Source organism: Opitutus terrae PB90-1, assembly GCF_000019965.1.
In the GTDB taxonomy this organism is placed as follows: domain Bacteria; phylum Verrucomicrobiota; class Verrucomicrobiia; order Opitutales; family Opitutaceae; genus Opitutus; species Opitutus terrae.
Genome location: NC_010571.1, coordinates 1,573,829 through 1,586,235 on the forward strand (window position 1 = coordinate 1,573,829; position 12,407 = coordinate 1,586,235).

Sequence of the window (12,407 nt, forward strand, 5' to 3'; positions counted from 1 at the left end):
CGCCCGCGTTCAAACTGCTTTTCGTATGCCGTTCAAAATCCTTCCCTGGCTCCGTCGCTTCGCGCAGTGCGGCCTTTTCCTCGTTTCGGTGTTCACCCTTGCCCCCGTGGCCACCGCGTCGGTCTCGATTTATCCCCTCCGGCCCGATGATCCGCAGGCGGTCTACGCTACGCGTGAAGCATTCGGTGTTCACGCTGACGGACTCGGCGACGATTCCGCCGCGCTGCAGCGCGCAATCGATCAGGTGCAGGAAACGACGCGGCGTGGAATCGTGTTCTTGCCCGAAGGCCGCTACCGTCTCACCCGCGCGCTGCAGGTGTGGAGCGGAATCCGTTTGATTGGCTACGGGGCGAATCGGCCGGTGCTCGTGCTCGGCGCCAACACACCAGGCTACCAAGACGGCGCCGGAAAATATCTCGTCCATTTCGTGAGCGATCGACCCGCGACGCCCGATCTGCCGGTCCGCGACGCGAACCCCGGCACGTTTTACTCGGGAATCAGCAACGTCGACATCGAGATCGGGCCGGGAAATCCCGCCGCGGTCGGCGTGCGCGCGCACTTCGCGCAGCACTGCCATCTTGCGCACATGGAATTTCGGATCGGCGAAGGCCGCGCGGGTGTCGAGGAAGTCGGCAACGAGGCCGAGGACCTGCAGTTTCACGGTGGCGAGTTCGGAATCACCCTGCACAAACCGTCGCCGAGCTGGCCGTTCGTGTTGCTCGACTCATCGTTTGTCGGCCAGCGGCAGGCGGCGATCGAAACGGAGGAGGGCGGGCTCACATTGATTCGCGTGCGAATGGCGGACGTGGCGACGGCGGTGGTGGTCCGGCCGGAGCGCGCCGAGGAACTGTTCATGAAGGATTGCCGGCTCGAGCGGATCAGCGGTCCGGCGCTCGTGATCAGCGACGAGCGGAGTGCGCGCACGCAGATCAATCTGCAGAACGTGGTGTGCGCCGATGTGCCGCGGCTGGCGCGTTTCCGCGAGAGTGGCCGCGAGATCGCAGGTCGGGCGGAGCACTATCGTGTGCAGGAGTTTTCGCACGGATTGCAGGTCACTGATCTCGGCGCGATGCCGAGAATCCACACGACCAGCGTGCTCGAGCCGCTGGAGGCGCTGCCGGCGTTGGTCGAGTCCGACATTTCCCCACTGCCGCCAATGGCCAGCTGGGTGGACGTGCGCACGCTGGGCGCGAAGGGCGATGGCGTCAGCGATGACACCGCGGCCTTGCGCGCCGCGATCGCGCAGCACCGTACGATTTATCTGCCAAGTGGCCGGTATCGCGTCACCGAGCCGATTCTGCTCCGGCCCGACACGGTGCTGGTAGGGCTGAGCCCGATCACCACGCAGATCGTGATCGATGATTTCACTGCGGCGTTTCAGGGCGTGAACGGTCCGACCGAGCGGCCAAAGGTGCCGGACATTCCGGGGGTGCCTCGAGCCTGGCTGCAGCTGCCGCCGTTCGCCGGCAAGGGTGCGCCGGTTCCCTTGCTCGAGGCACCGCGCGGCGGCACGAACATCGTCACCGGCATCGGTCTCGACACTGGCGGCGTGAACAACCGCGCCGTCGCCCTGAAGTGGTGCGCCGGCGAGCGCTCGCTGGTGAACGACGTCCGCTTCCTCGGCGGGCACGGCACCTACGGCCCGGACGGTCAGTGGCTCGCGATCTACAACGACAACCGCACCGCGGATCCCGATCCGCAGCGCCGGTGGGACTCGCAGCATTGGAGCCTGTGGGTGACGGATGGCGGCGGCGGCACGTTCAAGGGGCTCTGGACGCCAAGTCCGTTTGCCGCGGCCGGGCTCTATGTTTCGCACACCTCGACGCCGGGCCGCGTCTACGCGATGTCGAGCGAGCATCATGTCCGCAACGAGGTGAAGTTGCGCGACGTCGCCAATTGGGAGTTCTATGCGCTGCAGACCGAGGAGGAGCGCGGCGAGAGTCCGCACGCGCTGCCGCTGGAGATTGACGGCTGCCGCAATCTGCTCGTGGCGAACTTTTTCATTTACCGCGTCGACCTGCCCGTGCCGTTCGAAACCGGCATTCGTGTGACTAACTCGCACGCGCTCCGCTTCCGCGGACTGCACGTCTACAGTCCGGGCAAGCTCAGCTTCGACAACACGCTCGTCGACCAGACGCACGGCGTGCAGATTCGCGCGCGCGAAATCGCGCGGCTGGACGTGTCCGGCCGGCCGCCGGCGAAACGCGCTGCGCTGCGCGTCGAGAAACTCGCGGGCGGATTCACGAGCATCGATGGCCTCGCTGCGGACGCCGCGGGCAGCGTGACCTTCGTCGATCAGGCGGCGAGCCGGATTTGGCGCTGGGCGCCAGCGGAGGGATTGTCGCTGGTGACCGATGCGATTCCGCAGCCCGTCGCACTTGCGTTCGACGCAGCGGGCAACCTGCTCGTCGTTGCGCGCCACGGAAACGTCTACGCCTTGCCGCCGAACGCCCGTGAGTCGGCGATCGCCGTGCTCACGCCCGCACCCGCGGCCGTCCGAAACGACGCGGTCTTCTGGTTGCCGGCGAACCGTTGGCGCGACGGTCACGATTGGATCGCGGCGAACACCGCCGCACCGACGCTGCACTATGTGTCGCCCGATGGCAGCGCGTTGATCCCCGCGCCGTCGTCGTATGCCAGGCTCACCGAGCCGCGCGGCGGCTGGGGCGCGGGCACGATCGATGTGGCGCGGGCCTACGCGCTGCTGCCGGCACGGGCGGGCGAGCCGGTCTACGTCGCGGATGAGTTTGGCCAGAAAACGTGGCGGTTCCGCATGCAGCCTAACGGCGCGCTCGCGGAGCCGGAATTGTTCGCCGAAGAAGGCGAGTGTGGCACGGCGGTCGATCCCGCCGGCAATGTCTACGTCTGCGCCGGAAATGTTCTTGTCTACAATCCTCACGGCGAGCTGATCGACCTCATCGAGGTGCCCGAGCGTCCGGCGGTGATCGCGTTCGGCGGAGCCGAACGGCGCACGCTGTTCATCGCGGCGCGGACCTCGCTCTACGCGTTTCGGCTGCGCTGAGCCTGTCATATTTGAAGGGCGTGGAAATGGCGTGGCGTCATGCGGCGCACACCCGTTCCCCATGTTTTCATCGCCCTCTTCCCGATTGGCGGCGATCGGCCGCGCGTTTTTCGCCGCCGCAATCGTTTTCTTCGGCGTGCAGCACCTGCTCTACGGCGAGTTCGTCACGCGGCTTCTGCCGCCGTGGCCCGCGTGGGTGCCGGCGCGCGCGTGGTGGGCTTACGCGATCGGCGTCGCGTTGCTCTTTGCGGGCGTCGCCCTCCTGCTCCCGAAATTCGCTCGCCGCACCGCGCTCGCGCTGGGCGCCGTAACGTTCCTCTCGGCGCTGTTGTTGGCGCTGCCGCCCGCGGCGCGCAACCTGAGCGTCGGGCTCGAGTGGACCAAAGCCGGCAAGGCGCTGGTGTTCGGCGGCGGCGCTTGGCTGCTCGCAGCCATGGTGCCGGGTGAGTTCGCCCGACCGGGCGACGCGAAGCTCGCCGCGGTCGGTCGCGGCTGCTTCAGCGGGTTCATGATTCTTTGCGGTATCCAGCATTTTCTGTGGGCCCGCTTCGTAGTCGCGCTGGTGCCGCAATGGATCCCCGGTGCGATGGCCTGGACCTACTTTGCCGGCGTCGCGCTCATCGCGGGTGGCGTTGGGCTGCTCGTGCCGCGCACCGCGCGACTCGCCGCCGCGCTGAGCGCACTGATGATTTTCACCTGGGTTATCGTGCTGCACCTCCCGCGGGCGCTGGCCAACCTACACGATGCGAACGAGGCCACGGCGGTTTTCGAGGCGCTCGCGTTCAGCGGACTGGCGCTGCTGCTCGCGCTGCCGCGGAGCGCGCGCGAGCCTTCGCCCACGGCATCAATCCGCCCGGACGGACTCGCCTACAGCGACGCCAGCACGCCGCCGTCGACGTAGAGGATCTGGCCGTTCACGAAATCCGACGCCCGCGAGGCGAGGAACACCGCCGCGCCCACGAGTTCCTCCGGCTTGCCCCACCGACGTGCCGGCGTGCGCAGCTTCAACCAGGCGTCGAACTGCGGGTTTTCCACGAGAGCCTGCGTCATCTCGGTGGCAAAGTACCCCGGCCCAATTCCATTGATCTGAAGCCCGTGCTCGGCCCACTCCACCGCCATCGCGCGCGTCAGCATCTTCAGCCCGCCCTTGGCCGCGGCGTAGTTGCCGGTGGTCGCGCGGCCGATTTCGCTCATCAGCGAACAGACGTTGATGATCTTGCCGGCTCGCCGCGCGATCATCCCGGGTGCGACGGCCCGCGCGACCAGGAAGGCGCTGGTAAGATTCGTGTCGAGCACCTCACGCCACTGGCTCTCGAGCATCTCGAGCAGTGGCGCGCGACGGTGAATGCCCGCGTTGTTCACCAGGATGTCGATTGGCCCGAACGTCTCCTGCACGTGCGCAATCGCGTGGGTCACGGCGCGGGCGTCCGTCACGTCGAAGACCGCGCTCGTCACGCGGGCGCCGCCGGCGCGCAGGTCTGCGGCGGCGGCTTCGACTTTCGCGGGATCGCGGCCATTCAGCACAATCGCGGCGCCGTGCTGGGCGAGTCCGCGTGCGAGCGCGAGGCCGAGTCCCTGACTGGAGCCGGTGATCAACGCGGTGCGGCCAGTGAGGTCGAAAAGAGACGAAGAGGCAGTCATGCAGGACGGACCATGCGTCGTGCCCGTCGGTTCGCCACCCGATGCCGCGCAATCCGTGATCGGCCTCAGGCCGCGGGGCAGGAACCTGCCGCGGGCCGGGCGTGCGGCTGGCGGGCGAGGTCCTGGTTCAGCTCTTCCGGTAATGGTCAGCCATCTTGTAGCGCAGCGCGTAGAGCCCGAATGCCGCTGCGGCGGCAAACGCGAAGATCGCGAAGAAGAACATCTGAAATGCCGTCACGCCGAAGCCGGTCGACCCGATAACGTGGGTGACGGTCGGGCTTCTCACGCCGGCATTCACGACGAGCACCCAGAGATTGCCGATCGTCACCGACAAGCTCCAGAAGCTCAGAATCGCACCTTTCATCGCCTGCGGCGCCTGGCTGTAGGCGAACTCGAGGCCGGTGGCGGAAACCAGCACTTCGCCGAGCGTCAGCAGCGCGTAGGGTAGCACTTGCCACGTGATCGAGAACACGTGTCCGCCGTCGAGCACGAGCTGCATCCCGCCCACGACGATCCACGATAGTCCGGCGAAAGCGATGCCGGCGCCCATCCGCCGCAGCGGCGTCGGCTCGAATCCGAACCGCCGCAGCGCCGGATAGACGACCAGGTTGTTCAACGGAATCAGCAGCATCACCAGCAGCGGATTCAGCGCCTGCATTTGCGACGACTGAAACCAGTGCGGTTTGCTCATCAGGTCGGCCTGCAGGATCCACGTCGAAGCCTTCTGGTCGAACAGCGACCAGAACGGCGTGACGAGGAAGAACAGCACGAGCACGCGCAGCACCGCCCGCACGCCATCGACGGCTTCGTCGGGATGAGTGCCCCGCGCGCGCTCGAGTTGGATCCACACGCCCGCGCCGCCGAAGCCGATGACGGCCACCAGCGCGACGCACGCGGAGATCACGAAGCCAAACGATCCTATCTTGGCGAAGGCGGCGATCGCGAGCACCAGGCCAAGTCCGGCCAACACGCGTCCTGACACGCCCGCGGCGAGCGCGGTGCGCGCTACGCGCAGGAACGAGTGCGGATTCGATGGTGCGGGTGGCACCATGACGTATTTCCGACGGCCCAGCCACAGGATCACGGTCGAGATGAACATCAGCACACCGGGCACGCCGAACGCGATCGCCGGCCCGAGCTGTTTCAGGAAAATCGGCATCAGCAGCGAGGCGAAGAACGACCCGAAGTTGATGATCCAGTAGAACGCGTCGAAAACCACCTTCGCGAGGTGCTTGTTGGACTGATCGAACTGGTCGCCGACGAAGGCGGCGACGCACGGCTTGATGCCGCCCGAGCCGAGCGCGATGAGAAAGAGCCCGCCATAGAACCCGAGCTTGTTGTCCACGAACAACGCGAGGCAGCCCTGCCCGACGCAGTAGACGAGGCTCAGCCAGAAGATCGTGTGGTATTTCCCGAAAAACCGGTCGGCGATCCAGCCGCCGAGCAGCGGGAAAAAGTAGACACCGATCACGAACGTGTGAAAGACGTCCTTCGCGGCGCCGGCGCGTTCGCTCTCGGGCAGATACGCGAGCAGCGACGAGACGAGGAACACCGTCAGGATGTTGCGCATCCCGTAAAAGCTGAACCGCTCGCAGCCTTCGTTGCCGATGATGTAGGGGATCTGGCGCGGAATGCGCGCGTTCGACGCCGGGACCGCGGCGCTGACTGAAGGGGTGGTCATGAAAGATTGGCCTCACGCTGGCGGAGCCCGCCCGAAGATCAAGGAGCGACCCGCCGCGACGACCTGCTACGAGGCAGCCGCGACTTGCATCGGTCGGTTCTCGTGCGCTCCGCGGTACCAGGCGCCAGAAAAAATGTTACGTATACGTGGATCCCGAAGCAGAGGCTGCAGACGTGGCCCCGCGCATGGGCGCAGGGATGGAACGGCCCGCGCGCACCAAACCGTCCCGCTGGTCACGCAGCGGGCCCACGAGATCAATCTCGGTATTCAGGTATACTTGGCGCTTTTGCCGAAGCGGAGAGAGGCGAGGGGAGCGGTGGCGCGGAAAAAGGAAGCGCTTGGCGGGATGCGCGGCCGCGGGCGGTTATGGGCATGTTCAGCAATTTTGCAGTGGCTGGTAGTGCAGCTCCTAACGCCGGCACGGGCGGGCAATGAGCTTGTCCGCAGTCGCTCTTGGCCAAGGATTGGCGGCAGCGCGGCTAGCCGCTCGCCCGCGTGCACGCGGCGCGCGTGACGTTACCCCACTCTCCATGAACCCCGCCGGCCTCACCGCCCTAGAGATCTCCCGCCGCGCGCAGCTTCGACCGATCGCCGAAGTCGCCGCCCAGCTCGGCATCGCCGCCGACGACCTGGATCTCTACGGCCGTTACCGCGCGAAGCTCTCGCTCGGACTCACGCGGCGCTTGCAGGACGCGCCGCCAGGAAAGCTCGTGCTGATGACGGCGATCACGCCGACCCCCGCCGGCGAGGGTAAGACGACCACGAGCATCGGCCTCGTCGACGCGCTGAACCGGATCGGCCGGAAGGCCGTGGTGTGCCTGCGCGAACCGGCGATCGGCCCGTGCTTCGGCATGAAAGGCGGCGGCGCCGGTGGCGGGCGCGCACAGGTCGTGCCGATGGAGGACATCAACCTCCATTTCAACGGCGACTTCCACGCGGTGACCTCCGCGCACAACCTGCTCGCGGCGATGCTCGACAGCCACCTGCACTTCGGCAACGCGCTCGGCATCGATGTGCGGCGCGTGCTCTGGCGGCGCGTGATGGACATGAACGACCGCGCCCTGCGCGAACTCGTGATCGGACTCGGCGGTGCGGGCAACTCGATGCCGCGCGAGTCGGGCTTCGACATCACGGCTGCGTCCGAGGTGATGGCGACGCTCTGTTTTGCTGAGTCGCTGCCGGACCTGAAGGAGCGGTTCGGTCGGATCGCGGTGGCGTGGAACGCGGCCCGCCGGCTGGTCACCGCGAACGACCTGAAAGCGGCGGGCGCCATGACCGTGCTGATGCGCTACGCGATCCAGCCGAACCTGGTGCAGACGCTGGAGGGCAGCCCCGCACTCATTCACGGCGGACCTTTCGGCAACATCGCGCACGGCTGCAACTCCGTCACCGCGACGAAACTCGGACTCCGGCTGGCCGAGTTCGCCGTGACGGAGGCGGGCTTCGGCGCCGATCTCGGCGCGGAGAAGTTTCTCAACATCAAATGTCGCAAGACCGGTCTGCGGCCCGATGTGGCGGTGTTGGTGGCGACGATCCGCGCGCTGAAATATCACGGGGGAGTCAAGGTGGCGGATCTCGGCCGGCCGGACGTGGCCGCGCTGACCGCGGGACTCGACAATCTGCGCAAGCACCTTGAGAACCTGCGCGCGTTCGGGCTGCCGGTGGTGGTGGCGGTGAACACGTTTCCGAGTGACACGCTCGAGGAATGGCAGGTCGTGGCGGCGGCGTGCGCAGAGCTGGGCGCTCCCGTGGCGCGCTGCGAGCATTTCACCCGGGGCGGCGAGGGCGCCGAAGATCTCGCCCGGCTGGTGGCGCAGACGGCCGCGACGCCGAGCCGGCCGATCGCGTTCACCTATGCCGACGACCTGCCGCTGCTCGAGAAGGTGCGGAGCGTTGCGCGGGCGATCTACGGCGCAGATGACGTGGTGCCAGAAGGTGCGACGGCGGAAAAGCTGCGCGGCTTCGAGGCGGCGGGTTTCGGCGCGCTGCCGGTGTGCATGGCGAAGACGCAGTATTCGTTTTCGGCGAATCCGCAGCTGCGCAACCGGCCGCGCGGGTTCAAGGTGCCGCTGCGCGACGCGCGGCTGAACGCCGGCCCCGGTTTCGTCGTGATCTACACTGGCGAAATCATGACGATGCCCGGTTTGCCCAAGGTCCCCGCCGCCGAGGCGATGGACATCGACGCGGACGGCAACACGGTGGGGTTGTTCTAGGCCGAGCCCAGCTCGACATCGACGAGAAGCAACGATACTCGACTGCGCATGAAAGCGCTCATTCGATGGGGGCTGGCAATCGCGAGTGGAACGTTGTTCGGCCGCGCGGCAGAACCGCCGGCAACCCCCGCGGCCGCGGCCTTGGCCGCGCTGGAGGCGCGCGCAGCGGCCGAGAATACCTATCCGAACATTGCGGAGAGTTTTCAGTGCGACCTCGTGCGGCTCGTCGAGAGCAATACGCTCTCGTCGGGCGAAGAGTTTTATCGCGCCGCGAGATTGGCCCCGCCCCTCACCGGGTTTCGCGAGGTGCGCGTCGAATACGAATTGATGCTCACCGCGGTGGCGAAGGACCACCTGCCGGCTGAGGCTACACTGCCGGCGGCCTGGGACTCGCTGCAACAGGCGCTCGGACGGCCATTGCGCTTCGACGCATGGCAGCTGTCCGCGAGGAATCCAGACAACGAGCAGTTTAGCCTGGAGGCGGCACCCAAGGTGATTCGCGGCGTGTGGCAAAACCCCGCGATCGCACGCGAAGCGGCAAAAAAGACAGAGGACAACGCGGAGGTGAAGGCGATCGTCGACGCCGACCAAGCAGCTCGCGGCAACTGGAGCAAGCTGTCGCAAGACGAGCTGCTGAAAATGGCAGAGCAGGATCAGCAACGGAACAAGCGGATCCGGGCGATCGTGAGCGAGGGTGGCTTGCACACGGCGGAGGATTTCGCGCGCGCCGCACTGGTGATGCAGCACAGTTCGGGTTTCGCAGGTTACCGGCTCGCGCACGAACTCGCGATCAGTGCGATGCTGCTCGGCGATCGGAAAATGGGTCGTTGGCTCGTGGCCGCAACCTACGATCGAATGCTGAACTCGGTGGGCCACGTGCAGCGGTTCGGCACGCAGGGTCGGCGAACGCTGGTGCACGGCAGTCAACCCGTGCTGGACGAAGTCGACGAGCGCGGGATCTGCGACGGCGAGCGGCAGGCGCTAGGGTGTCCCACGCTGGCAGAGAAGCGCGCGAACTTCGCGACGCGGAGAGCGAAAACTCCGTAAGCGTCGGGCGGACAGGTTCTCTGGTGGACGTTATTGCCGCACAGAAGCGGCGCTTCTGCTCTGCGCGCGCTGCTCGCCCCGGCCGCCCAAATCCGTTTAGCTCTGCGGCGTGGATGATCTTCTGGCCCGCGCACTCGGTGGGGATACCTCGCAGCTCGTCGCGGAGCAGCGGCAGGCCTTGCTGTCCCGGCTGCTCTCGCGGCTGGCGCACGAGGTGCGCAATCCGCTGAGCTCGCTCGATGTCCACGTGCAGCTGCTCGAGGAGGACCTGCATCAGCTCCCCGGCGGCACGTTGCCCAAGGCCGCGGAACGCCTGGAGATCATCCGGACCGAACTGAAGCGGCTGGACAATATCGTCCTGCAATTTCTCAGCCTCGCCGGCCCGACGACGGTGAATCGCCAGCCGGTGCAGATCGGCGAAGTGATTGACTACGTCTGCCGGCTCTTCGCGCCCGAGGCGGCGACGCGCGACATCGAGCTCAGCGCCCACGTCGACGCCGGGCTGCCGCCACTGGAAGCGGATCGCGCCCAGCTCACGCAGGCGTTGGTCAACCTCGTGATCAATGCGCTGCAGGCGGTGGAACGCCGCGGCCGCGTGGAAGTGCTGGCGCGCCGCAATGAGACGCCCGCGGCTCTCGTGGTGGAGGTGCGCGACAGCGGCGCCGGCATCGATCCCCAGCACGCCGTCGCGATGTTCGAGCCGTTTTACACGACGCGCGATCAGGGCACGGGTCTCGGACTGTGGATCGTGCACCAAATCGTGTCGGCCCACGGCGGCCGCGTGCAGGCGACGAATGCGCCGGCGGGCGGCGCGGTGTTCACGCTGCAACTGCCGGTGCCGGCGACAACCTTATGAGCGAGCCGAAGGCAAGAATCCTGGTCGTGGACGACGAGCGCGCGCTCTGCGCGGGCATTCAGGAGGCGTTGCAGCGCGAGGGGCATCAGGTCGACGCAGCCAACGATGGCGCGAGCGCGCTGCGGCTCCTGACGCAGAAGGCCTACAACCTGGTCGTCACCGATATTCGGATGCCAGAGCTCGACGGCATGCAGCTGCTGAAAGCGGCGCGGGCGCGCGGCCGCGACACGCAGTTCATCCTGATGACCGCCTTTGGCCGCGTGGAAACCGCGGTCGAGGCGATGCGCGCCGGCGCCTACGACTACCTGACGAAACCGGTGGATCTGAAACGACTGCGCGCGGTGGTGGCCAAGGCGCTCGAGCTGCAGACGGTCGTGGCGGAAAACAGCGAACTGCGACAGCGGCTGCAGCGCGCCGAGCCGGGGCTGCTGCTCGGCGAAAGCGAGCCGATGCGAAAAGTCGTCGCCATGGCCGAGGAAGTGGCCCAGAGCGACGTGACGGTGCTGATCGAAGGTGAGAGCGGCACGGGCAAGGAGCTCGTGGCGCGGCTGATTCACACGCGAAGCGCGCGAGCGAAGAAACCGTTCATTTTCGTGAACTGTGCCGCGCTCACGGAGTCGCTCGTCGAGGCCGAGCTGTTCGGCCACGCGAAGGGATCGTTCACTGGCGCGGTGGCGGACAAGCTCGGGCGATTTCACCTCGCGGACGGCGGCACGCTGTTTCTCGACGAAATCGGCGACTTGGGCGCGAAAGGGCAGGGTGACCTGTTGCGCGTGCTCGAGGATGGGGCCTTCCGGATGGTCGGCGGCACCGAGCTGCAGCGAGTGAACGTGCGCGTGATCACCGCGACGAACAAGCGGCTGCAGGAGGCGGTGGCGGCGGGGAAGTTTCGCGAGGATTTGTTCTATCGGTTGCAGATCGTGCCGATCACCGTGCCGCCGCTGCGGGAGCGTGCGGAGGACATTCCGCTGCTGATCGACGCGTTTCTCGAGCACTTCGTGCAGAAGCACAAACGGCGCCGGCGCCGGCTGTCCACCGAGGCGGTGCAGGTGTGCCGGCGGTTCCCCTGGCCGGGCAACGTGCGGCAGCTGCGCAACGTGATCGAACGGCTGGTCGTGACCTCGCCCAACGCGGTGGTCGGCGTGGAGGAGCTGCCGGACTTCCTCGTCGCGCACGATCGCAGCACGAATTTCTTCACGGTGCGCGTGGGCATGACGCTCGCGGAAGCGGAAAAGCTGTTGATCCGGCAGACGCTCTCGCAGCTCACGTCGAATCGCGAGGAGGCGGCGCAGGCGCTCGGGATCAGCCGGCGCACGCTCCAATACAAGCTGAAGCAATACGGATTGCTGGAGTGAGGTACGCGCCGCGGCCCGGCGAACCCGCCCTACGACCGCGCGCAGTCAGGCTCGCTGCCTCGCGCGGCGGATGGCGTGCGTTGCACAACGGCTCGCTGCGGCGTGCAACAATTGCCCTGCGGATGGCCATCGTCGAATCCGCGCCGGCCCGATCTGCGCAACAAGCGCCTGCATCGCGCTGAGTTGCCGAGCCCAGCCGTGAGGCGGCACGCGCGATGCAATCTCCCCAGAGCGGCCATTCCCGGCCGTGCCAAATCTAAAAACGCAATTCCATGAATCCTGAATCCAATCCTTCCGTCGCGGCGCCCGCCGCTTCCGTTGCTTCCACGCCCGTGCCAGCGCCCGTGCCCGCCGCTGCTGCCGCGCCGGTGCCGTCGGCCCCGGCGCCGATCCTGGCGCCCCGCAAGGCTCGCAAGAAAGCCAAGGGAGGTGCTACCGTCGCGCTGTAGCGCGCAGTCGTTGGCGCAACCTCGTGTTCGATAGGCGTGGCCGGTCTCTCGACCGGCCGCTTTTTTTGACGCGACCGCCGGTGGCGGACGTTGCACGGACAGCGTCGCATCGGTGCAAACTCTGCACCAACGCGCACCGAGCC

Annotated in this window: 9 protein-coding genes; 7 read left to right on the forward strand and 2 right to left on the reverse strand. The window is 67.0% G+C overall.

Annotated elements, in window-relative coordinates; genetic code table 11:
- Positions 1-25 precede the first annotated feature (25 nt).
- Positions 26-3,022 carry a glycosyl hydrolase family 28-related protein gene (locus tag OTER_RS06440; RefSeq protein WP_012374094.1) on the forward strand — a complete coding sequence of 999 codons (2,997 nt, stop codon included), beginning with the start codon at positions 26-28 and terminating at the stop codon, positions 3,020-3,022.
- A 61-nt stretch (positions 3,023-3,083) separates the two neighbouring features.
- Entirely contained in the window at positions 3,084-3,923 is an 840-nt protein-coding gene (locus OTER_RS23815) for a DoxX family protein (RefSeq protein ID WP_012374095.1), read from the forward strand.
- Here OTER_RS23815 and OTER_RS06450 read toward each other — a convergent pair.
- A complete protein-coding gene (locus tag OTER_RS06450) occupies positions 3,890-4,663 on the reverse strand; it encodes a glucose 1-dehydrogenase (protein WP_012374096.1) in 774 nt (257 codons plus the stop codon). The two genes, OTER_RS23815 and OTER_RS06450, sit on opposite strands and share 34 nt — an antisense overlap.
- A 127-nt stretch (positions 4,664-4,790) precedes the next feature.
- Positions 4,791-6,344: a POT-type proton-dependent oligopeptide transporter gene (locus OTER_RS06455; protein ID WP_012374097.1), complete on the reverse strand. Its 1,554-nt coding sequence runs from the start codon at positions 6,342-6,344 to the stop codon at positions 4,791-4,793.
- A 530-nt stretch (positions 6,345-6,874) separates the two neighbouring features.
- On the opposite strand from OTER_RS06455, the gene OTER_RS06460 reads away from it, so the two are divergent.
- The 5 genes from OTER_RS06460 (at position 6,875) to OTER_RS26130 (ending at position 12,264) form a co-directional block, all read left to right on the forward strand.
- Complete coding sequence (locus OTER_RS06460) at positions 6,875-8,557, forward strand: formate--tetrahydrofolate ligase (protein ID WP_012374098.1); 1,683 nt, start codon at positions 6,875-6,877, stop codon at positions 8,555-8,557.
- A 48-nt stretch (positions 8,558-8,605) separates the two neighbouring features.
- Positions 8,606-9,604 (forward strand): hypothetical protein, encoded by a 999-nt coding sequence (locus OTER_RS23820; RefSeq protein WP_012374099.1) that lies wholly within the window; start codon positions 8,606-8,608, stop codon positions 9,602-9,604.
- A gap of 109 nt (positions 9,605-9,713) precedes the next feature.
- Complete coding sequence (locus OTER_RS06470; RefSeq protein WP_012374100.1) at positions 9,714-10,460, forward strand: sensor histidine kinase; 747 nt, start codon at positions 9,714-9,716, stop codon at positions 10,458-10,460.
- Entirely contained in the window at positions 10,457-11,815 is a 1,359-nt protein-coding gene (locus tag OTER_RS06475; RefSeq protein ID WP_012374101.1) for a sigma-54-dependent transcriptional regulator, read from the forward strand. The genes OTER_RS06470 and OTER_RS06475 overlap by 4 nt, the downstream gene beginning before the upstream one ends.
- A gap of 272 nt (positions 11,816-12,087) precedes the next feature.
- A complete protein-coding gene (locus OTER_RS26130; RefSeq protein WP_158305374.1) occupies positions 12,088-12,264 on the forward strand; it encodes a hypothetical protein in 177 nt (58 codons plus the stop codon).
- Positions 12,265-12,407 lie beyond the last annotated feature (143 nt).